This window comes from Prochlorococcus marinus XMU1412 (assembly GCF_017696315.1).
Lineage (GTDB): Bacteria > Cyanobacteriota > Cyanobacteriia > PCC-6307 > Cyanobiaceae > Prochlorococcus_A > Prochlorococcus_A marinus_AF.
Genome location: NZ_JAAORJ010000002.1, coordinates 36,462 through 57,108, shown reverse-complemented (window position 1 = coordinate 57,108; position 20,647 = coordinate 36,462). Strand labels below are relative to the sequence as shown.

The window sequence follows — 20,647 nt, the reverse complement described above, 5'->3', positions numbered from 1 at the left end:
ACTATAAATTTTTTCTTGAATCTATTTGAAGTAAATCTCTTATTTTTTGAACTTGACTTGCAATATTTGGATCAATAGATAATTTTTTTTCAACTTGCTCAATAGCATACATAACTGTTGTATGGTCCTTACCCCCAAACTCATCTCCAATTCTTGGTAAGCTTAGATCCGTACTATGTCTCATAAGATACATACCTATTTGTCTAGCTTGACTTACTGGTTTTCTCCTACTTGAACTGATCAATTCATCAGTAGAAACTTTAAAGAAATCTGACACTTTATTAATAACTTGTTTTGGAGTAACAACTACTCCAACACTATTAGGATCAAGCATTGGAGCAATTGATTGAACTGTCATTGGCAATCCTGTTATTGATGCAAATGCAACAGCTCTAGTAAATGCTCCTTCCAACTCTCGAATATTCGAAGTGAATCTTCCTGCTATAAATTGAATTAAATCTCTTGGGAGACTCATCCTCTCTTGTTCTGCCTTTTTTTGAAGGATGGCTGTCCTCGTCTCAAGGTCAGGTGGTTGAATATCTGCGGTCATACCCATTGAGAACCTAGAAATTAATCTCTCTTGAATTCCCGACAATTGATTTGGTGGTCTGTCACTTGCAATAACTATTTGACTTCCTGATTCATGAAGAGCATTAAAAGTATGAAAAAATTCTTCCTGTGTATACTCTTTGCCTTCTAAGAACTGTATATCGTCTATTAAAATCAAATCTACATTCCTATATTTATCTCGAATAGCTGTCATTCCATCTCTACGAATACCACTAATAACATCATTTGTAAAAGTCTCTGTAGATACATATTTAACTTTTGCTTCTGGATCTATTTCTACTCGATAATGACCTATTGCCTGCATTAGATGAGTCTTACCAAGACCTACTCCTCCACAAATAAATAATGGATTGAATTCTCTCCCAGGAGATTCGGCAACGGCTAAAGCCGCGGCATGAGCCAACCTACTATTTGGACCTACAACAAATCTTTTAAATACGTAGCGTAAATTTAAACCATTAGGATTTTTGAATTGATTTTTTGTAGAATTATTTTGGTTATTACTAGAAAAAGATCTTGTTTTATGATGAAAGTTCTGTTCGTTAGGTTTATCTTCATTTGTTAAATCGCTGCTGTTATTCGTTTCAGATTTAAAAACAACTTTTACATCATGACCGCAGATTTCCTTTGCAGCTTTTTCAATAGTTTCACAATAATTCTTTCTTAACCAATCACTAGAAAATGTATTTGGAGCGATTAAAGTTAATAAGCCATCTTCAAAACAATTAAATTTAGCAGGCCTTATCCATGTCTCAAATGAAGGCTTACTTAAAGTTTTTTGAAGTGATTGTTGAACTTCCGCCCAAATAGGATTAGTTGCTTGCAAAGTTTTATTCTCTAGATTATTAATCTAGTTGGAATTTAATAATTGGCCATTATCAAATCACAAGATCACGACAAATTTAAAATTATTTAACAAAGTATCGACTAAATTTATAAAAATAAATTTTATATTTTTTAATAGGCATATAATTATTTTAAATTTCACTAAATTATTGGATAAAGCATTACTTATTATCATGGCGAAATGGCATGGTTTTGGAAGATGCAAAACAAGATTATCAAAAGACATAGGTAAAAGTAATTCGGCGAAAGTACAAAGCGTAATGACTAAACACACAATTTCAGTCGCAAAATTTCTTCAAGAAAATAAACTGATTGATATTTCTATTGCCATAACTGGTTTGGGAGTAGGAAATTGTAGAAAATGGTCTAGAAAATTAGGCATCAACAAATTTAATTTGCAGGGGAAAGGCTGCTTGGGAGAAAAAATGAAACGGCAAATAATTATCAACAAAAAATATTGTGCAAGACATAAGATCAAAAATATTATTTTTATTGGCACTGACCTTCCAGATTTATGCCATCAAGACTTATTGAATACTCTAAAAGAGCTTCAACATAATGATCTTATTTTAGGACCATCTAACGATGGAGGATATTGGCTTATTGGTTTATCAGAAAAAATAATGTTATCACATACATATTTACCTTTCATCAACATAAAGTGGGGGGGAGAAAATGTTCTTCAAAATACAATTGATAATTTTGCTTCTAAAAAATTAAAATATAAGTTTTTAAATAAAAAAATAGATATAGATACAATTATTGATATTGAAAATATAAAGTAATCGACTTGTCAAAAATTTCAATTATCATTCCAACTATTAATGAAGCTAGTAATTTGCCATTATTGCTTTCAGACTTGTCAAGTATTCAGAAAGAGGGCGAAATCATAATTGTTGATTGTGGAAGTGAAGATAAAACTATAGATATAGCAAATATTTATGGAGCGAAAGTATTTATATCCAAAGAAAGGAATCGAGGTTTACAATTAGATATTGGAGCTAAAAATTCAAAAGGAGAGTGGCTCATATTTTTACATGCAGACACAAGATTAACTTATGATTGGTTTAAAAAAATTAATCCATTTTTAAAGGGAAACAAGAATAGTATTTACTATTTTGAATTCAAAATTAATAACAAAAAGATAATTTATAGAGTTCTAGAAATTCTCGTGAATTTTAGAAGTAAATTTTTTAAAAAACCGTATGGTGATCAAGGGTTGATAATTCATAGAAGTACCTACTTTAAGAATAATGGTTTTAGAAAGATACCTTTGATGGAAGATGTAGATTTTTTAAGGAGATTAAACAAAAAAAAAGATTTAAAACAATTAAATTTACCTATTTTTATAAGTTCAAGAAAATGGGAAAGAACTAATATTTTTCTCCAAGCAATGAAGAACTGGCAATTTAGAAGAAGATGGTTAGAAGGCGAATCGTTAAAATCTATATATTCTGACTACTACAAAAAATGATTAATTTGCATACCAAAAAGCACATTTAGAGCCTCTAGGTTCTAATGTCCAACCTTGTCTTTTATAAAATGAAACCACTTCGGCATCAGCAAAAAGGGTTACTTTAGAAATCCCAATATTTTTCAATTCTTTTAGGACATATTTCATTAACTCTTTCCCCAATCCAAGTCCTTGATAGACAGGGTTAATAGCCACATCCCAAACTGTTGCTTCTAGAATTCCATCGCCAGTGCATCTTGCAAATCCTACAAGTCTAGGGAATTTATCATCATGACGCCATAACCCAACCACCAAAATACTGAAATCCAAAGCTCTTTTTACCCTCCTTATAGGTCTTCTGCTCCAACCAACAGTTTGCAAAAGTTGATCTAGTTCAATAAGATCTAAATCCTTATTTTTACTACATACAAATATTTCTTCTTTATTTGTTTGAGTGAACTCATAAGAATTTAAACCATAGAGATCTATCAGCTCTTCCCTTGATAAAGTGTTTGATTTTTTTATTAACGATCCTTGGTTTCTAAAAATCATTAAAAATTCACGAATCCTTTTTGTTGAAGCTCAGAGAGCTGAAAATATAAACCCTTTTTCAATCTCAGTTCACTATGTGTTCCCTCTTCAACTAATGATCCCCCTTTTAAGACTAAAATCTTATCAGAACTTTCAATAGTTGCTAATCTGTGAGCTATTACTAATGCTGTTCTTTTTGACAGAATTCTCTCAAGATCTTTCTGCAAAGTAGCCTCTGTAGAGGGATCCATAAACGCTGTTGCTTCGTCCATTATTAAAACAACAGGATTTCTAATCGCTACTCGAGCTACTGAAAGAAGTTGTCTCTCTCCGGAAGAGAGATTTCCCCCTCTTTCTCTTAGTAAGGTGTTCAAGCCTTCTGGTAATTTTTGTAATAAAGCATCTAACCCTAATTGGTTACAAAGATTTTCTAATTCAAGATTGTCTACATTGGAATTTAGTTTTAAATTATCTGCGACATTTCCACTAAAGATAAAGGTATCTTGCAAAACCACACCCAACATATTTCTAAGAGTTGCAATAGGAATATCTTTAATATCTATGTCGTCAATTAAAATTTGTCCTGACTGAGGCTCATACAATCTACATAATAATCTTATTATGGTGGTTTTACCTGAACCAGTTGGTCCTACAAAGGCCACATGCTCTCCTGGATTGATATTGAAAGATAAATTCTTTATAATGTGTTCTCCTTCGTTGTAGAAAAAATTAACATTTTTGAACTCAATTTTGCCCTTAAATTTTTTATTTACATTTTTAGCATTTTCTAAAAAATGATTTGCGGCAGTAGAGTCCTTAATCTGTATTTCTTCATCCAATAATTCGTTTATTCTTTCTACAGCTGTTAAACCTCCTTGTATTTGAGTAAATCTTTCTGCAAGCTGTCTAAGAGGTTCAAAAAGTCTTTGGGAATATAAAATAAAAGTTGTTAATGTTCCTAAACCAATATTTCCAGAAGTAACAAGATAACCTCCAACTGCTAAAACCAAGGAAACTGCGGCAAGAGAAATCCACTCTATAAATGCCGAAATACTACTATCATAAAATATTGTTCCATTAACTGCTTTCTTATAAGCGACTCCAGTTTTAGAAAATTTCTTGCTATTAAAAGCCTCTCTTCTGAACATCTGAACGACTTCTAAACCTTGAAGATTCTCTTGAAAATCAGAGTTGAGTTGAGACAATTCTTCCCTTACTTGATAATTGGCTCTTCTATAACGTTTTTGAAGCCAAATAATAAAATATGAAACTGGGATTTGAGTCAAAAGTAATATAATGGCAAGCCCTCTATCAATTGATAGCATTGTTAAAGAAATTACTATCAGACTGACGAAGTCAGCAATGACTCCAACTGCCCCACTACCAAAAACCTCGGCTAAAGCATCAACATCATTTGTTAATCTCGTTAATAATTTCCCTACAGGCATTTTATCGTGATACTTAAGAGATAAAGATATTGAATGTTCAAAAAGTTCTCTTCTTATTCTTGCTGTCAAACGTTGTCCCACTGCTTGGATATTGTAAGTTTGATATCCCTGCAGAACTAATCTAAATAATACAGTTATAAATAAAGTTAGAATTATGGCATTTATTGACTGCCCAAAGAAAGTTTTACTTAGCCAAACATCTGTAGTTTCTTTCTTTAAGATAGTAATGGCTTGACCAACTAATAATGGTTGAATTGCTCCAGAGAAAGAAACAGGTAACAAAACTATCAAGATTAGATAGATTGTTTTTTTATCTTTAGTTAAATATTTACCTAACTTTTTAATCCTTCTAAAATCTTTAAAAAACATTTAGCTAATCTTCTATAAAGCATTAGTTGATTCTATTGATAAAATAGTATCTCTGAGATGATTATCATCTAACCTCATAGATAAAGGATTTCCAATTAGTCTTGCAGTCGAGTAATAAAGATCATCTATTTTAATTAAACCATTCTCTTTAAGAGTCTTTCCGGTTGCAACCAAATCAACTATTGCTTCTGCCATACCTGTAATAGGACCAAGCTCGACTGATCCTGTCAAATGAACTATTTCTACAGGAATATTTAATTCTTCAAAATAAGATCTTGCTGTTTTAATAAATTTACTTGCTACTTTACAATTCGCTGGAAGATCAGTTGGTTTTGAATAATTGCTATTTTTCTTAACCGCCAACGACATATGACAACCACCAAATCCTAAATCTAATAACTTTGCCACTTTTAATTCAGATTCTCGTAAAACGTCATACCCAACAATACCCATATCAGCCTGACCATAACTTACATAAACAGGCACATCTCCATTTCTTACTAACAAAGCTTTTGCCCGTTTGCAATTTGATTCAAAGGTTAATGATCTATTATTTTCGTCCAACGCATCTGAGAAATCTAACCCAGCTCTTTTAAAAGTTGAAATTGAATCTTTTAACAGAGCTCCTTTTGGTAAAGCTATAGTAAACATAGATCAATTTCTTCCAAGGATTCTTCATTCTAAGTTAACAATGGAATTTAATAAAGCTCGAAATATAATCGGACTTAGAGTTTTAAGTGATAACGTCATTTGGTTGTTGGTAAAAGATAAATCAGTTGTGGTTGTAGATCCATCTGTTCACGAACCAGTTGTTAAATATATAAATGAAAACAATTTTCACTTAGAAGCTATTTTGCAAACTCATCATCATTCAGATCATATTGGAGGGACGAAGACTCTTATTGAAAGATGGCCAAATGTAAAAGTGATTGCTTCTTCTAAAGAAAAAAAGCGAATACCTTTTCAAAATGTATCTGTAGAGGATGGAGAAACTTTGAGTATTTTAGGTGAAGAAGTAAAAATAATTGAAGTATTAGGACATACAAGCTCACATATTGCCTTCTTTTTGGATGGAGAAAATCCTGTTCTTTTTATTGGTGACACATTATTTTCTGGAGGCTGTGGAAGAATTTTTGAGGGAACTTATCAACAAATGTATTCTTCACTAGAAAGAATCAAATCTTTACCACAAAATACTCTCATATATTGTGCACATGAATATACAAAGGCAAATATATTGTGGGCATTGAATCTCAGGCCAGAAGATCAAGATATAAAAAATAAACTTTCGGAAGTTGAAAGAAAAATTTCTCTTAATGAATTGACAATTCCATTTTTACTTGATGAAGAGATGAAAATAAACCTTTTCTTAAGAGCAAAAAATTTAGAAGAATTTACTTTTTTAAGAGCAAATAAAGATTTATGGGTTTAAATAGATAGGTAACTTCTTAAACAAATGTCCCCCAAACAAGTAATTAAAACACCAAATGCTCCAGATCCAGTTGGACCTTATAATCAAGCAATAAAAGCTGGGGATTTTATCTATTGTTCTGGTCAAATTGCTATAGACCCAGCTTTAAATGAAATAACATGTTTAGGTGATATAGAAAAGGAAACTATTCAAGTTTTAAAAAATCTCGCAGAAGTTCTTAAAGCTGGTGGAGCCAAAATAGATGATGTAATAAAAACAACTATTTACTTAACGGACTTAAGTAATTTTCAAATTGTCAACAAAATATATAGTGATTTTTTTAATATTGAGAATCCTCCAGCAAGGGCCTGTGTGGAAGTTTCATCTCTTCCAAAAGGAGTTTTAGTTGAAATAGATTGCGTCGCATTTCTAGATTAATTTCTAATTATTGAGAAATTTGAAATATGAACCAATTGTGCACCATAGTTGTATAGATTATTAGTTGATAATTCATCTTTGATCTATGTCAGCAGCAAAGCTTAATATAGATGAACTAGAAGCAGGTTATCCTTTATTTTGCAAAGCTCTTAGACTATTAATTTTAAAAGGAAACTCAGTTAAAGATATAGAAAAGACAGTGTGTTGGAGTCATCTTGAAACTTTAAATAGATGTCTACCTGGTAGATATAAAGCACCAACATATTTAATGGCTCTTATCAAAAGAGATATTGCAAAGCCAAATAATTATTAAAAAAGACTAATCTTCTAAATAAAATTTATCAATATCCATTGAAAAGTCTTTTTCCTTGTCCGATATTTCTTTATTGTCTAAAAATATTGAAAGACTTACAAAATTCTTTCCGAAGCTGATATTTGGATAGATATCCCTTTCTTTACATAATTTCTCAATTTCCCCCATGAATTTACTAATTTTTGAGTATTGATCAAATTCAAATCTTTTTTCAATCCTCAAAGGTGATTCTCTTTCTTGCCACATTACATTCTTTATACAAGACTAATTACACTATACCTTCAACAAAGTTTATCAATAAATTTTTGAAGATAAAATTCTTAGTCACTCTCCCAATAATCAATAATACCGCCAATTGTTAAATCGGTTTGAACTTCTGGATTAGGGCATGCAAACCTAGCGGCAGAGCCACTAGCAGTAAAAACCCAATTACCTTCTCTAGCTCCAACAGGATCAACTGCAACTAATTTCTTTCCTTTATTATTTTCTAAAATTCGTAAATTCATATGACCTAAGCCAGCGACTCTTTGAGTGCATACCATCCTTCCTAATACCTTCATAATTTCCACAATTTATATCCTCCTTTTTATGACTTGTCAGGATCCCAATGATCAATAATTCCAACAATCGTTAAATCGCTTGGATAAGATTTACTACCTGCAGCTTCTCTAGCAGCAGAACTTCCAACACAAATCACCCAATCTCCTGGCTTACAGCCAACAGCATCAACTGCAACTTTATTAGAAGAACCATCTAATACAACCTGCAGATGTTTATGTTCAAAACCAGGAATCCTATTGGTAGAAACAAGTGGTTTTACAACCTTGCAAATTAACATAATTAGTGAGCCTCCTCTGTTTTTTTATCTAAAGACATTCCAATAATTTGGGCGGAATGAATGTTGTCCCTATCTCTAATAGTAGAGCAAGTATGTAACAAACCTTGATCAACTAAATTTTTATATCTAATTGATATCGCATTATTAACTCTTTCACAATCATTTATTGCCCTCTCTTTTGCGCCGGGTACTTTTCCAGAGTAATCAAATCTTATTACTACCGGAATAGGTAGATCTTGAGAAACATTTAATCCAGTAAAAATCTTCACTCCTACATCTAAATCTGGAGCCCCTTCTTCGACTGTATCTAAATGAGCAAAATAAGTTAAATTTCTGAGATGTACTTCTTTGAAACCTATACCTACTCCAATAAACCTCTCTGCATGTCCAATATCTTCATAAGAACCATTATGAAAACTCTTAACATAATCAATTTGAGAAATATTATTGACAATTAATTTATACGTAAATTTTTCCAGTCCACTGAGTTTATCTTTTGAAGATTGATTAGAAATTGTCTGGCAAATTTCTCTTTCCGCATCCTCTTTTGAAAAGTTTATTGTTGAATTATAAATTTCTAATGTAGAAATAGTTTTTTCTAAATCTATACCGCCATCACTAGTTGATAAATGTATTTTCAATGAATCAGTGTCTGTATCAAGTCCAATTAACATTAAATCCACAGAAGCTCCGCAGCAAAAGCTATTCTCTACAGCCTCTTTGAAAGCATATAATTTATTTCTACCTTCTGCTGCAGCTAACTCGTCATTACTCCCATGAGCTGCGCATCCCTGATGTAAAGGATCTACTGAACTAAAATGATAAGTTACAACTTTTAAGTACCTGGTATCTTTATGAGCTTCATTAGGAACATTCTCTCTATATCTTTTATGTTCAGTTTTTACCCATCGATTAACAGTATTTTCAATATCAAAGAGTGCTCCAGCATGGGATCTTCTTCTTACGGAACTAAAAGGTATTCTCATTACATAAGCAACTGAATGAGCTAATCTTCCATCTGAACAAGGAGTTATATCAAGTAAATGAATTCCACAATCTAAGAGAAATTTTTCAAAATCTTCCGCATCCCTACTTCCAGCAGCACCTTCAAGTGGATCATTGTTAAAAAAATTGTCGCTAAGTTTCTCATGCTGTTTAAAAGCACACCATGCATATAAAGCTCTCATATCAAGAGGCTTAACCCAAGATTTATCTAATACATGGAGGGGTAAATCTATTCCTAAATTTTTTCTTGATATTTTCTGAGCCTTATTTATAAAATCTTCGTGATGTTGAATTCGAGCAATTTCCTTGAGAGTTGGAACAATTTCGTCAAAATCACTTTTTATTTTGCTTTCATACCTAAATAGATTTTCATTTTGAATATTATTGGTTAATTTATGAGACTTTCCAGAATTTTGGAAATTATTTGAATTTTTAGTTTGATTATGGATATTTTCAGTAAAAGTTTTCATTGGAGCGGTTGGCCCCAATGTGAAGTTCTTGGCTTTAGCCAGTCCTCTTAAAGGCATTATTTACTTAACCTCTTGCACCACCTGAAAAGGTAACAAGTTGTCCTTCACGAGTATTTCCACTAGATCCAGTTATCAAGAAATCTGGTTTTTCTGTTTCCTCATTTCTTTTAACTTCCATAGGGGGCATTGCGCTCATAAATCCTGCTCTTGATGGATTTCGCTTTCTAGAAGAAGCTCCCTCTGTACCTGTCACCTTATCACCGCGATCCCAATCATCACCAGTTACGTTTCCCACTGATTGTCCTTCACCAGTAATCCTTGATGCAACTCTTTTTTCTGGTGTCTTTGCAGCACGGTCTGCCTCTTCAATTTCCATTTTTTGTTTATAAGTAATATTTTTATTCGGCTCAAATCTAAATTTTTCAGTACCAGTGACCTTATCAACTGCCATATCAAAAGGTCCTGTTACCTTTGAACCATTTTCATATTTATTTCCCGTAACACCTTGAGTATTTTTTTCAGAATATTTGTCTCTTGATGGTGATTCAACAGAGAATTCATTCCAAGGGTTACCTGATGACTTTTCCGGATTCGCATAAGCAGTATCATGTGGAGAATTATCGCATGCTTGTGAGAACTGATCTCCACCAACATAAGGAGTCCCTGTTAGGTTTTTACAAGCACCTTTCTTAGCACCTGTCATTACTCCGCCAATGCCTGGTTGTTGTCCTGTAAGTCTGGCATTTGAATTATTTCCAGAATTAACTGTTGCTCGTGATTTCATATCTTCAGAAGTTTCATTATTACAATTCTCATTAATCTGATCTAAGCCTGCGTATGGTGTTCCTGTTAGCACTTTGCATGAACCTGGTTCATCTCCAGTTACTATTTTTGATCGTCCTGTCATAGTCCCGCTTATTAAATTTGACTTTGAAGAAAGGCTTAAACCTACTTTTCTAGCTTCTGGTTTTGGTTTTGAACCGCAAAACTTCTCATATTGTTGAGATCCTATGTACTCATCACCAGTTACATTCTTGCAACTCCCATGTTCATTGCCTGTCATATGGTCTGATCTTCCTACCCCAGTACCAGTTACATTATTCCCATTAAGAGTGTTATAACTACCTACTTTTTCAAATGCTTTACCTTTTGGATTTGGCTCTGAGCCAAGATATTGATCTCCAGTTAACTGATGTCCAGAACCTGATTCATCTCCAGTAACCAGAGTTGATCTACCCGGAAGTGATCCAGATACTTTTAATCCATCAGTTGTAGTACTATGTTTAACCTTTGAAGGATTTTTTGGAACATCACCACAATACTTCTGTGATTGATTAGCAGATACATATTCAGTACCTGTAAGATTTTTACAAGTCCCTGGCTCATCACCTGTGACCCTCTCTGATCTACCGACTTCATTTCCAGTTACTTTATTACCTGATGTTGTAGTGGTAACAGTAGATCTAAGAGGTTGTTTATAACTTGGTCTATCTTGACAAAATTGGTCAATCACTTCTGCTCCCATGTATTGAGTACCAGTTACAGTTCTGCATGTACTTGCTTCATTACCTGTAGTTTTTACAGATCTATTCGCTTGTGTTCCAGTAACTAATTGACCTGAATCAGTTTCACTTTTACCAACTTTCCAGCTAGCATCAGCAATATTTTGTTTGGCTCCATTTTTATTTGGACCACATGGTCTACATTTACCATTACCTTTTTTGCCTGTGGCACCAGTTTTACTTCTTAGCTCTCTCACTCTCTGAGAAATTTCTCTACTACTTAAATCTGGGTCTCCCCTTCTAGCTAAAGAAGCTGCACTGGTATTCTGTTTAGTTGCAGATTTACCATGCTTAGATTGAGCTTCTCTTCTCGCCAAAACAATATCTCTACTTGTATTAGTAATAGGCTTTCTCTTCTGTTTAATTCTTCTTTTAACGTTTGGTTTTGATGTTTTAATTTCTATATTATGTGAAGTTTGAACTTCTTGATTTTTATTTGTGGTAGTTTTGACTGTATTTACAGGACTTTCTTTTTTAACATCAGTACGAGTTCTATCGGATGAAGTTATAGCTGATTTGCCATGGGTAGACATTGCTTTTCTTCTCTCTATTACTAACTCTTTACTAGATAAATGTGTAGGAGAAGACTTTTTATTTATCTGAGTTTTTGGAATATGTTTTGTAGATGGTTTAGAAAAATTTTGATTATTAGAAGAAGACTGAGTACCAGAAATCTGTATATCTTGAGAAGACCGAACTCTATCTTTAGTATTTGAAGAATAAGCAGCAGCTTTTTTGCCGCTATCACTCATCGCCTTTCTTCTTTCTAGTGCAATCTCTCTACTGGTTTTTTTTGACATAATCTTCAAATGTGAAACTCTTTTGAAAAACTTTCTCCAAAAATATTTTTTGGAGAAAGATATTTACTACATAAAGTAGATTTAACGTCCTTGGAAAACTACAAAAGCTGTTCCTTGGCTTTGAGTGTAAGCATCGTATCCGATGATTCTTACATGGTGATCAGGGTATGCTCTATGACATGCCTCTAATTCACTTACAACCAAGTTAAGATCTTTTTCCCCAAAGAATGGGAGCTTCCAATAAGACCAATAAGTTTGCATACTTCCACTAGGATGAACATGCTCAATAACAGGACTCCAGCCTTGAGCAATTATGTATGCAATTTGATCGTATATCTCTTCCTGGGTCATCGGTGGTAAGAAACCGAATGTTTCCAGGGTTGCAACTGTTTGATAGTCGCCTATTGTGCTCTGGAAAGGCATAATTAATTTAAATGTGAATGAAATTACTCGTAATAGAACGAGATTTGTAGAAGTTTGAGGAGAAGAATAATCTCCTCAATTTTGAAATCTGGTTTAACCTTGAACGTCTAATTTGTCGACGGTATCAAATTCAAACTTAATTTCCTTCCAAGTTTCAAGAGCAATAGCTAATTCAGGACTGTGTTTAGCAGCTTCCATAAGAATGTCTCTACTCTCTTTTTCGATTTCGCGACCAGCATTACGTGCTTTTACGCAAGCTTCTAAAGCGACTCTGTTGGCTGCAGCTCCAGCAGCTGAACCCCATGGATGACCATGTGTTCCTCCACCGAACTGAAGACAAGAATCATCTCCAAAAATTGCTAGGAGTGCAGGCATATGCCATACGTGAATACCACCTGATGCGACAGCAAATACTCCTGGCATTGAACCCCAATCTTGATCAAAGAAGTTACCTCTTGATCTATCTTCGGGAACAAATGACTCTCTTAAGTTGTCAATGTAACCAAGAGTTGTTTGACGATCACCTTCTAGTTTTCCAACAACAGTTCCAGTATGTAATTGATCTCCTCCGGAGAGTCTCAAACATTTTGCTAGAACCCTGAAATGGATACCGTGTTTTGGATGTCTATCAATAACAGCATGCATCGCTCTATGAATATGTAGAAGCATGCCATTTTTACGACACCAGTTTGCTAATCCAGTATTTGCAGTAAAACCGCCAGTTATATAATCATGCATGATGATTGGCATATCTAGCTCTTTTGCAAATTCAGCTCTTTCGTAAAGTTCTTCAGGAGTGTTGGCAGTACAGTTTAGGTAGTGACCTTTAACTTCTCCAGTTTCTTGCTGAGCAAGCTTAACTGCTTCTGCAACAAACTCAAATCTTTCTCTCCAACGCTGGAATGGCTGAGAATTTATATTCTCGTCATCCTTCGTTAAATCAAGACCACCTCTAAGGCACTCATATACAACTCGACCATAGTTTTTACCAGATAATCCTAATTTAGGTTTAATGGTACAACCAAGAAGAGGTCTTCCATATTTGTTTAAACGATCTCTTTCAACTACGATTCCATTTGGGGGACCACCGCAAGTTTTGATGAAAGCGATTGGGAATCTAATATCTTCTAGACGTAGGTGTCTTAGAGCTTTAAATCCAAAAACGTTTCCTACTAGAGATGTTAATACGTTTGTAATAGAACCTTCTTCAAAAAGATCTAAAGGATATGCAATAAAAGCATAAAAAGCTTCAGGATCTCCAGGAACGTCTTCGATTCGATAACAACGTCCTTTATAAAATTCTAAATCTGTAAGTAACTCGGACCAAACTGTTGACCAAGTACCTGTTGAAGATTCAGCGGCAACAGCTGCTGCGACTTCTTCTCTGGGGACACCTTCTTGACCTGTACATTTGAAACAGGCTAGTAAATCGGTGTCTAGGGGTACATATTCAGGAGTCCAGTAGGTATCTCTGTACTCCTTTACCCCTGCATCATACTTCTTACTCATAAGGATAAATTTAGGTCTGTGTAGGGAAAATAATTATTGTGCAAAATTTATAAATTTTGCTTTACTTAATTAGTCCTTTTGACCAAGAAATTCACCGTTACCAAGAGCAGGTTCAACTTCTCTATGAGGACGAGCAATAATGTGAGCTGCAACTAAACCGTCACCAACTCTTTCACAAGCATCAGCACCAGCTCTTACAGCTGCGTTAACTGCGCCTGTTTCGCCTCTAACCAATACTGTGACATAACCGCCACCTACGAATTCACGACCAATAAGGCGAACTTCTGCAGCCTTTGTCATTGCATCAGCTGCTTCGATTGCAGGTACAAGTCCGCGTGTCTCGATCATGCCGAGAGCGATACCCATTGTTTCTGTAGCCATTGTCTACTAATTACTAAATGTGGAATGTTCAATCCGAAGAATGCTTCATTAAGTACTTATAAGTCAAGCGTTTTCGATAAAATCTCCATTAATGTTTTTTCTATCATTCATAAGTTAAACTTATCACCCTTGGTACTATTGATATGTCAATACTTATGCAAATTAGTTAGTGCATCAAAACATACTGTTGTGTTAAGAAAAAATTTACATTATGTTATTTCCGTACGAGACAGGCCCTGTCTACACAGGTGTGGAATGTTCAACCTTTCCTGTCTCCGTATCTAGCTTTGAAGTAAGATAATATTCTCAATTAATTTATTTATTATTTTGAACCATCCAATTTTAACTATTGCGAGTGGCAACAAAAATAAAGTTTCTGAAATTTCGGAAATGCTCGATGTTTTGTCTTTAAGAGTTCAGAAGCAACCAGAATATTTAAATATTGAAGAGACTGGAAACACATATTTTGAGAATGCACTTTTAAAGGCAAAAGCAGCCGCTTTAGAGACAAAAACTTGGGCATTAGCTGACGATTCAGGGCTTGAAGTGGATATCTTAGATGGTCGACCAGGCATATATTCTGCTCGATATGCCAAAAACAACGCTGAAAAAATTAAAAAATTAATTAATGAACTTTCTGATAGTCCTTACAGGAGCGCAAGATTTATAAGTTGTATGGTTTTATGTGATCCCTCAGGAAACTTAGTGAAGGATACAACTGGTATATGCTGGGGAGAAATTCTTAAGACTCCAAAATATCCAAATGGGGAGTTCGATTCTATTTTTTGGGTAAAAGAAGCTAACTCTGTTTATGGAGAGCTCTCACAATCACAACTAAGTAAGTTAGGAAGCAGGGGTAAAGCTGCCAAAATCATGTCACCTTATCTAAAAAAAGAAATTGGTTTAAATTAAAAAATTCTCAATAATTTGAAATTTCATCAATTGCTCTTATAGCAGCAGCAGCTGCTTCTTCTACATCTCCTTCTTTCCCTGCTAAAGTTAATCTACCAAAAGCTCCAACTGCCTTTACATCTACAACAGTTATATTTGATGCTTTTTCTGCTTCATTTGCTGCTTTTAAGACATACCCAGCCGGTTCAGTCTCTAATATGAACATGCTCATTCCAGATTGAATCATTGATCCACTTCTGTTTTGTCTATTTATTAAAACAGCATGATCTGGAGTAATAGCTCGAATAACTTCTGTCCAACTTGTTGAAGGTTTAGTTCTCTTTCTAACTTCACTTCCAATAGCATCTAGAACAACATCCCCAGAATGTAAAACAGTACTTTGATCTTTGTGATAAAGAGCAAGAGAGCCAAATGCTCTTTCAACAATCATCTGACCAAGTCTTACATTACTTGCTTTTAATGCAATGTCAGTGACTCTGTGCACGGCCATCCCAGGTGAAACTTCCATCCAAAGGCATGAATCTCCTGGTATAGGTAAAAAACCTCTACTAACCGTCCCCATATATGCAGCTAATTGAGGTTGAAGAGAATCCAAAAAAACATATGTTCTTAACTCAATTTGCTCAACTTGACTTGCTTGTCTGGACACCAAGGACTTTTCTGAATCAGTAGTAATAAAACAGCTTGCACCACTTGCCTGAGATTGCACCTCAGATCCTGTGACAAGAGAACTGCCTTTTTTTCGTTCCCCTCTGTTTAAACTAGAAGTTGGTTCCATTCACGCGACTATAACGGATAATGGTTCATTTTTTCTATTAAATTTACTTGCATGCTGCCCACAAAACGATAACTTCAAGAAAAGATATGCAATTTTATGGGAACTTCTCAAAAAAAAGAACCAAATGTTTCTGGGACTGAAAAAGAATTAACTCCTGATCAAACTCTTGGATTAGTTAGCCTAAGCTTGATGCAAAAACTAGCTCAGAAAGACCCATCTTTTACTTGGTTAGAAGAAGATAAAATTGAAAAAGTAAATCTTAAGAACCTTAGAGACAGATTAGAGTTAACGCAATTAGCAATAAATACTGGAGCACCTTTAACCACTTCAGAAGTGACAGCTTTAATTGGGGCAAAGCCCGGGAAATCTAAGTTAGAAAGAGCAGGATTATTAGCAACGAAAATAGCTAGAAATGTGTGGAAGATTTCAAAAATAAGTCAAGGAAATTCCTTCTACAGGAATTAAAATACGCCCCAAAAATTTTTTTCATAATTCCCATTTAAGTATTTAAACATTCATATAAGTTTTTTAAATGTGTTCATTTTGTAAGAGAACTTATTAATTACTTTCTTAAATTAAAAAGTTTATGCAAGCTTGAATTATAAGCTATTGAAAGTTTTTAATGAGTAAAGTTGAATTTAATAAGGAAACTGGGCCTAGGGAAGTTTTTTGTGGGTTAACTTCAATAGTCTGGCTCCACAGAAGAATGCCTGATGCATTCTTTCTTGTTGTAGGCTCAAGGACATGTGCTCATTTAATTCAAAGCGCTGCTGGGGTTATGATTTTTGCTGAGCCAAGATTTGGGACAGCTATTCTTGAAGAAAAAGATCTTGCTGGTCTTGCTGACGCTCATGAAGAATTAGATCGAGTAGTAAATGATCTTATTGCGAGAAGACCAGAAATAAAAACTCTTTTTCTAGTTGGATCTTGTCCAAGTGAGGTAATCAAATTAGATCTTGCCACTGTCGCAGAGAAATTAAATAAAAGATTTTTAGGTCAAGTGAGATTCGTTAATTACTCTGGCAGTGGGATAGAAACAACTTTTACCCAAGGAGAGGATGGAGCCTTAAAAGCTTTAATTCCATTAATGGAGTCATCAAATGAGGAGAAATTATTATTAGTTGGGACTCTTGCAAATAATGTGGAGGATAGGTTTAAAAAGATTTTTAGAAATTTAGGAATTTCAAATATTGAGAGCTTCCCACCCCGTCAATCAACAGAATTACCAAAGATTGGCAAAAATACAAAAGTTTTATTAACTCAGCCTTATTTAAGTGATACCGTTCGAGACCTAAAACATCGTGGGTGTGAAATAATTTCGGCTCCATTTCCCCTTGGTATCGAAGGAAGTACTGAATGGTTTTTAGCTGCAGCGAAAGCATTCAAAATTAGTGAACTTAAAGTTCATGAAATTATTTCGCCCTTAATTAATAGAGCAAAACTTGCTCTTAAATCACATAAAGAAATACTTAAAGGGAAAAGATTATTTCTTCTTCCTGAATCGCAACTGGAGATATCTTTGGCAAGATTTTTGCATAATGAGTGCGAAATGGATCTTATAGAGGTAGGCACTCCTTACCTAAATAAAGATTTAATGAAAGAAGAGATTAATTTATTGCCTGATAATACAAAAATTGTAGAAGGGCAACATGTAGAAAAACAATTAGATCGAGTAAGAGAATCTAATCCAGACCTAGTAGTTTGCGGGATGGGTTTAGCTAACCCACTAGAGGCGGAAGGAATTAGTACTAAGTGGTCGATAGAAATGGTATTCAGTCCAATTCATGGTATTGATCAAGCTGCCGATTTGGCAGGTCTCTTCTCCAAACCTTTAAGAAGGAATCAAATACTAACTTCAAAAACTTTAGTAACACATTAATAGACTATGGAATTAACCCTATGGACATATGAAGGACCACCACATGTCGGTGCGATGAGAATTGCCTCTTCAATGAAAGATGTACATTATGTGCTTCATGCCCCTCAAGGAGATACATATGCAGATCTTCTCTTCACAATGATTGAGAGGAGGGGTCAAAGGCCTCCAGTGACTTATACAACTTTCCAGGCTAGAGACTTAGGAGGAGATACAGCTGAATTAGTAAAGAAAAATATTAAGGAAGCAGTAGAACGATTTAAACCAAAAACTCTTTTAGTTGGAGAAAGTTGTACAGCAGAGCTAATCCAAGATCAACCAGGAGCTCTTGCAAAGGGAATGGGGTATGATATGCCAATTGTTAATCTTGAATTACCTGCTTATAGCAAGAAAGAGAATTGGGGAGCTTCAGAAACCTTTTATCAATTAATAAGAACCCTTTTAAAAGATAAAGTAAGTTCTTCAGAGAAAATAAATCCTTTAAGGTGGAAGGAATTAGGGCGAAGACCAAAAGTAAATATACTTGGCCCTTCATTGCTAGGATTTAGGTGTAGAGATGATGTTATCGAAATTCAACGTATACTTTCAGAACAAGGTATAGATACAAACGTTGTTGCTCCATTAGGTGCTAGTCCTAATGATATTAAAAGGCTAATTGATGCTGAAGTAAATATCTGTCTTTATCAGGAAATTGCTGAAACCTCATGTGAGTGGCTTAAACGGAACTTCGGAATGGAATATACAAATACTATTCCAATTGGAATAAAAAATACAATTGAATTTATAAATGAAGTTCATAAGAAATTAGATCTTCCTTTGACGAATAAAAAAGAATTAGAAAATAAATCAAAACTGCCTTGGTACTCAAAATCAGTTGACTCAAATTATCTAACTGGCAAAAGAGTTTTTATTTTTGGTGATGGAACCCATGCAATTGCAGCAGCCAAAATTGCTAAGGAAGAATTGGGTTTTGAAGTAGTTGGTCTTGGAACATACAGTAGAGAGATGGCCAGGCAAGTAAGAGCTACTGCAAAAGATCTAAATGTAGAAGCTCTGATAACCAACAATTATCTAGAAGTGGAAGATGCCATGAAAAAAGCAGCCCCTGAACTAGTTTTAGGGACCCAAATGGAAAGGCATAGTGCAAAAAGACTCGGCATACCATGCTCAGTAATAAGTACTCCAATGCATGTTCAAGATGTTCCTGCGAGATACAGCCCTCAAATGGGATGGGAAGGAGCAAATGTGATTTTTGATGACTGGGTACATCCTCTAATGATGGGATTAGAAGAGCATCTTATTGATATGTTCAAACATGACTTTGAGTTTATTGATGGCCATCAAAGCCATTTAGGGCATACAGCGACAAACACAAAGGACTTTTTAAATTCCGACGAAAAAAAAGAAAAAAATAGTAAAGAAGGAATTATCTGGACTGAATCTGGTAGAGCTGAATTAACAAAAGTTCCATTTTTTGTAAGAGGTAAAGTCAAAACAAATACTGAAAAATACGCAATCTTGAGAGGAATACCAGAGATAAGCGATGAAACTCTTTACGATGCTAAAGCATATTTCAGTTAATTAATTACTAATAAACTATAATTAAGTCATGAGTATTTTCACTCATAATCCAATAGATTTAATCCTAAAAATTCAGTTATAAGAACATATTTCATGCTTTTAATACAATTAAATACATATTTGTTTAGAAACATATTTCATGTGTATTTGCGCTGCAAGAATATAAATAATAATGTGTTTTAAGTTTTAAATGAAAAGTACTATAAATAGACCTCTTGATGGAGAAGGAAGTGTTCAAGTAAAGCAAGATCCAAAAATAAATATTGAGGAAGGGGCTTTAGTTATTGCCGTTTATGGGAAGGGTGGCATCGGAAAATCAACTACATCATCAAACCTTTCTGCAGCATTCTCAAAATTAGGTAAAAAGGTTCTACAAATTGGATGTGATCCGAAACACGATAGCACCTTCACTTTGACGCACAAAATGGTTCCTACAGTTATCGATATTCTAGAAGAGGTAGATTTTCATAGCGAAGAATTGAGGCCAACCGATTTCATGTTTGAAGGTTTTAATGGCGTAATGTGCGTCGAGAGTGGAGGCCCTCCTGCTGGGACAGGGTGCGGGGGATATGTAACCGGTCAGACAGTTAAACTATTAAAAGAACATCATTTATTAGAAGATACTGACGTCGTTATTTTTGATGTCCTTGGAGACGTCGTTTGCGGAGGATTTGCAGCTCCATTGCAACATGCAAATTATTGTCTAATTGTTACAGCTAATGACTTCGATTCAATATTCGCTATGAATAGAATTGTCTCTGCAATCAAAGCAAAAGCAAAAAATTATAAAGTTAGACTAGGTGGGGTAGTCGCAAATAGATCAAAAGACACAGATCAAATTGATAAATTCAATGAGAGAACAGGTTTAAAAACTATGGCCCATTTTAAAGATGTCGACGCCATTAGAAGATCAAGACTAAAAAAATGCACCATTTTTGAAATGGAACCAACTGAAGATGTTATTGAAGTTCAAAATGAATATTTATCTCTTGCCAAAAATATGCTTGAAAATGTAGAACCTTTAGAAGGTAATCCTCTTAAAGATAGAGAAATTTTTGATTTATTAGGATTTGATTAGTCTTAACTAACCCGACCCATTTTGTCATAAGTAAATGTTCTCTGAGAACGTAGTA

At 34.3% G+C, this 20,647-nt stretch carries 23 protein-coding genes; 10 read left to right on the top strand and 13 right to left on the bottom strand.

Going from position 1 to position 20,647, the window contains the following annotated elements; translation table 11 throughout:
• Window position 1 precedes the first annotated feature (1 nt).
• Entirely contained in the window at window positions 2–1,396 is a 1,395-nt protein-coding gene (gene dnaA / locus HA152_RS03065) for a chromosomal replication initiator protein DnaA (RefSeq protein ID WP_209133449.1), read from the bottom strand.
• Between the two features lie 193 nt (window positions 1,397–1,589).
• On the opposite strand from dnaA, the gene HA152_RS03060 reads away from it, so the two are divergent.
• Window positions 1,590–2,201 carry a TIGR04282 family arsenosugar biosynthesis glycosyltransferase gene (locus HA152_RS03060; RefSeq protein ID WP_209133447.1) on the top strand — a complete coding sequence of 204 codons (612 nt, stop codon included), beginning with the start codon at window positions 1,590–1,592 and terminating at the stop codon, window positions 2,199–2,201.
• Window positions 2,202–2,206: 5 nt separating this feature from the next.
• On the top strand, window positions 2,207–2,890 hold the full coding sequence (locus HA152_RS03055) for a TIGR04283 family arsenosugar biosynthesis glycosyltransferase (protein WP_209133444.1): 684 nt from the start codon (window positions 2,207–2,209) through the stop codon (window positions 2,888–2,890).
• Here HA152_RS03055 and HA152_RS03050 read toward each other — a convergent pair whose 3' ends face one another.
• Genes HA152_RS03050 through hisG form a run of 3 tightly spaced genes read right to left on the bottom strand, consistent with a single transcriptional unit; the run spans window position 2,891 to window position 5,868 of the window.
• Window positions 2,891–3,421, bottom strand: coding sequence for a GNAT family N-acetyltransferase (locus HA152_RS03050; RefSeq protein WP_209133442.1), 531 nt, complete (start codon window positions 3,419–3,421; stop codon window positions 2,891–2,893).
• The gene (locus HA152_RS03045) at window positions 3,421–5,217 is read right to left on the bottom strand and encodes an ABC transporter ATP-binding protein (protein ID WP_209133440.1); all 1,797 of its coding nucleotides are present in this window, start codon (window positions 5,215–5,217) and stop codon (window positions 3,421–3,423) included. The genes HA152_RS03050 and HA152_RS03045 overlap by 1 nt, the downstream gene beginning before the upstream one ends.
• 12 nt (window positions 5,218–5,229) lie before the next feature.
• Window positions 5,230–5,868: an ATP phosphoribosyltransferase gene (gene hisG / locus HA152_RS03040; RefSeq protein WP_209133438.1), complete on the bottom strand. Its 639-nt coding sequence runs from the start codon at window positions 5,866–5,868 to the stop codon at window positions 5,230–5,232.
• 40 nt (window positions 5,869–5,908) lie between these two features.
• Here hisG and gloB point away from each other — a divergent pair, with 40 nt between their 5' ends.
• From gloB to HA152_RS03025, 3 genes are all read left to right on the top strand, one after another.
• Window positions 5,909–6,649, top strand: coding sequence for a hydroxyacylglutathione hydrolase (gene gloB / locus HA152_RS03035; protein ID WP_209133436.1), 741 nt, complete (start codon window positions 5,909–5,911; stop codon window positions 6,647–6,649).
• A 24-nt stretch (window positions 6,650–6,673) separates the two neighbouring features.
• Window positions 6,674–7,066 carry a Rid family detoxifying hydrolase gene (locus HA152_RS03030; protein ID WP_209133434.1) on the top strand — a complete coding sequence of 131 codons (393 nt, stop codon included), beginning with the start codon at window positions 6,674–6,676 and terminating at the stop codon, window positions 7,064–7,066.
• An 85-nt stretch (window positions 7,067–7,151) separates the two neighbouring features.
• On the top strand, window positions 7,152–7,379 hold the full coding sequence (locus HA152_RS03025) for a DUF3136 domain-containing protein (RefSeq protein WP_011862573.1): 228 nt from the start codon (window positions 7,152–7,154) through the stop codon (window positions 7,377–7,379).
• A 6-nt stretch (window positions 7,380–7,385) separates the two neighbouring features.
• Here the strand turns inward: HA152_RS03025 and HA152_RS03020 are convergent, their stop codons facing one another.
• The 8 genes from HA152_RS03020 to HA152_RS02985 form a co-directional block, all read right to left on the bottom strand.
• A complete protein-coding gene (locus tag HA152_RS03020) occupies window positions 7,386–7,625 on the bottom strand; it encodes a 4a-hydroxytetrahydrobiopterin dehydratase (RefSeq protein WP_209133431.1) in 240 nt (79 codons plus the stop codon).
• Between the two features lie 74 nt (window positions 7,626–7,699).
• The gene (locus HA152_RS03015) at window positions 7,700–7,948 is read right to left on the bottom strand and encodes a carboxysome peptide B (RefSeq protein ID WP_011376112.1); all 249 of its coding nucleotides are present in this window, start codon (window positions 7,946–7,948) and stop codon (window positions 7,700–7,702) included.
• A gap of 17 nt (window positions 7,949–7,965) precedes the next feature.
• A complete protein-coding gene (locus HA152_RS03010) occupies window positions 7,966–8,217 on the bottom strand; it encodes a carboxysome peptide A (RefSeq protein ID WP_002805244.1) in 252 nt (83 codons plus the stop codon).
• A 2-nt stretch (window positions 8,218–8,219) separates the two neighbouring features.
• A complete protein-coding gene (locus HA152_RS03005) occupies window positions 8,220–9,749 on the bottom strand; it encodes a carboxysome shell carbonic anhydrase (RefSeq protein WP_209133429.1) in 1,530 nt (509 codons plus the stop codon).
• Window positions 9,750–9,756: 7 nt separating this feature from the next.
• Window positions 9,757–12,054 (bottom strand): carboxysome assembly protein CsoS2, encoded by a 2,298-nt coding sequence (csoS2, locus tag HA152_RS03000; RefSeq protein WP_209133427.1) that lies wholly within the window; start codon window positions 12,052–12,054, stop codon window positions 9,757–9,759.
• A gap of 81 nt (window positions 12,055–12,135) precedes the next feature.
• Window positions 12,136–12,477 carry a ribulose bisphosphate carboxylase small subunit gene (locus HA152_RS02995; RefSeq protein ID WP_209133425.1) on the bottom strand — a complete coding sequence of 114 codons (342 nt, stop codon included), beginning with the start codon at window positions 12,475–12,477 and terminating at the stop codon, window positions 12,136–12,138.
• A 93-nt stretch (window positions 12,478–12,570) separates the two neighbouring features.
• Window positions 12,571–13,986, bottom strand: a complete 1,416-nt coding sequence (locus HA152_RS02990) for a form I ribulose bisphosphate carboxylase large subunit (protein WP_002805854.1) — start codon at window positions 13,984–13,986, stop codon at window positions 12,571–12,573.
• A 69-nt stretch (window positions 13,987–14,055) separates the two neighbouring features.
• Window positions 14,056–14,367: a BMC domain-containing protein gene (locus HA152_RS02985; RefSeq protein WP_002807869.1), complete on the bottom strand. Its 312-nt coding sequence runs from the start codon at window positions 14,365–14,367 to the stop codon at window positions 14,056–14,058.
• A gap of 327 nt (window positions 14,368–14,694) precedes the next feature.
• Between HA152_RS02985 and rdgB the strand changes: the two genes are divergently transcribed.
• Window positions 14,695–15,279 (top strand): RdgB/HAM1 family non-canonical purine NTP pyrophosphatase, encoded by a 585-nt coding sequence (gene rdgB / locus HA152_RS02980; protein WP_209133423.1) that lies wholly within the window; start codon window positions 14,695–14,697, stop codon window positions 15,277–15,279.
• A gap of 7 nt (window positions 15,280–15,286) precedes the next feature.
• Here the strand turns inward: rdgB and HA152_RS02975 are convergent, their stop codons facing one another.
• A complete protein-coding gene (locus HA152_RS02975; protein ID WP_011818055.1) occupies window positions 15,287–16,057 on the bottom strand; it encodes a hypothetical protein in 771 nt (256 codons plus the stop codon).
• A 96-nt stretch (window positions 16,058–16,153) separates the two neighbouring features.
• Here HA152_RS02975 and HA152_RS02970 point away from each other — a divergent pair, with 96 nt between their 5' ends.
• The 4 genes from HA152_RS02970 (at window position 16,154) to bchL (ending at window position 20,592) form a co-directional block, all read left to right on the top strand.
• Window positions 16,154–16,522 (top strand): hypothetical protein, encoded by a 369-nt coding sequence (locus tag HA152_RS02970; protein ID WP_209133413.1) that lies wholly within the window; start codon window positions 16,154–16,156, stop codon window positions 16,520–16,522.
• 157 nt (window positions 16,523–16,679) lie between these two features.
• The gene (locus HA152_RS02965; RefSeq protein WP_209133411.1) at window positions 16,680–17,936 is read left to right on the top strand and encodes a ferredoxin:protochlorophyllide reductase (ATP-dependent) subunit N; all 1,257 of its coding nucleotides are present in this window, start codon (window positions 16,680–16,682) and stop codon (window positions 17,934–17,936) included.
• Window positions 17,937–17,942: 6 nt separating this feature from the next.
• A complete protein-coding gene (locus HA152_RS02960) occupies window positions 17,943–19,514 on the top strand; it encodes a ferredoxin:protochlorophyllide reductase (ATP-dependent) subunit B (protein WP_209133408.1) in 1,572 nt (523 codons plus the stop codon).
• A 190-nt stretch (window positions 19,515–19,704) separates the two neighbouring features.
• Window positions 19,705–20,592 (top strand): ferredoxin:protochlorophyllide reductase (ATP-dependent) iron-sulfur ATP-binding protein, encoded by an 888-nt coding sequence (gene bchL, locus HA152_RS02955; RefSeq protein ID WP_209133405.1) that lies wholly within the window; start codon window positions 19,705–19,707, stop codon window positions 20,590–20,592.
• Window positions 20,593–20,647: the final 55 nt, after the last annotated feature.

What these genes read in the sequence shown, in the direction of transcription:
- HA152_RS03060 (WP_209133447.1), top strand. Translation starts at nt 1,590, where the DNA reads ATGGCGAAATGGCATGGTTTTGGAAGATGCAAAACAAGATTATCAAAA.
- HA152_RS03050 (WP_209133442.1), bottom strand. Translation starts at nt 3,421, where the DNA reads ATGATTTTTAGAAACCAAGGATCGTTAATAAAAAAATCAAACACTTTA.
- HA152_RS03045 (WP_209133440.1), bottom strand. Translation starts at nt 5,217, where the DNA reads ATGTTTTTTAAAGATTTTAGAAGGATTAAAAAGTTAGGTAAATATTTA.
- hisG (WP_209133438.1), bottom strand. Translation starts at nt 5,868, where the DNA reads ATGTTTACTATAGCTTTACCAAAAGGAGCTCTGTTAAAAGATTCAATT.
- gloB (WP_209133436.1), top strand. Translation starts at nt 5,909, where the DNA reads ATGGAATTTAATAAAGCTCGAAATATAATCGGACTTAGAGTTTTAAGT.
- HA152_RS03030 (WP_209133434.1), top strand. Translation starts at nt 6,674, where the DNA reads ATGTCCCCCAAACAAGTAATTAAAACACCAAATGCTCCAGATCCAGTT.
- HA152_RS03025 (WP_011862573.1), top strand. Translation starts at nt 7,152, where the DNA reads ATGTCAGCAGCAAAGCTTAATATAGATGAACTAGAAGCAGGTTATCCT.
- HA152_RS03020 (WP_209133431.1), bottom strand. Translation starts at nt 7,625, where the DNA reads ATGTGGCAAGAAAGAGAATCACCTTTGAGGATTGAAAAAAGATTTGAA.
- HA152_RS03010 (WP_002805244.1), bottom strand. Translation starts at nt 8,217, where the DNA reads ATGTTAATTTGCAAGGTTGTAAAACCACTTGTTTCTACCAATAGGATT.
- HA152_RS03005 (WP_209133429.1), bottom strand. Translation starts at nt 9,749, where the DNA reads ATGCCTTTAAGAGGACTGGCTAAAGCCAAGAACTTCACATTGGGGCCA.
- csoS2 (WP_209133427.1), bottom strand. Translation starts at nt 12,054, where the DNA reads ATGTCAAAAAAAACCAGTAGAGAGATTGCACTAGAAAGAAGAAAGGCG.
- HA152_RS02995 (WP_209133425.1), bottom strand. Translation starts at nt 12,477, where the DNA reads ATGCCTTTCCAGAGCACAATAGGCGACTATCAAACAGTTGCAACCCTG.
- HA152_RS02990 (WP_002805854.1), bottom strand. Translation starts at nt 13,986, where the DNA reads ATGAGTAAGAAGTATGATGCAGGGGTAAAGGAGTACAGAGATACCTAC.
- HA152_RS02985 (WP_002807869.1), bottom strand. Translation starts at nt 14,367, where the DNA reads ATGGCTACAGAAACAATGGGTATCGCTCTCGGCATGATCGAGACACGC.
- HA152_RS02975 (WP_011818055.1), bottom strand. Translation starts at nt 16,057, where the DNA reads ATGGAACCAACTTCTAGTTTAAACAGAGGGGAACGAAAAAAAGGCAGT.
- HA152_RS02970 (WP_209133413.1), top strand. Translation starts at nt 16,154, where the DNA reads ATGGGAACTTCTCAAAAAAAAGAACCAAATGTTTCTGGGACTGAAAAA.
- HA152_RS02965 (WP_209133411.1), top strand. Translation starts at nt 16,680, where the DNA reads ATGAGTAAAGTTGAATTTAATAAGGAAACTGGGCCTAGGGAAGTTTTT.
- HA152_RS02960 (WP_209133408.1), top strand. Translation starts at nt 17,943, where the DNA reads ATGGAATTAACCCTATGGACATATGAAGGACCACCACATGTCGGTGCG.
- bchL (WP_209133405.1), top strand. Translation starts at nt 19,705, where the DNA reads ATGAAAAGTACTATAAATAGACCTCTTGATGGAGAAGGAAGTGTTCAA.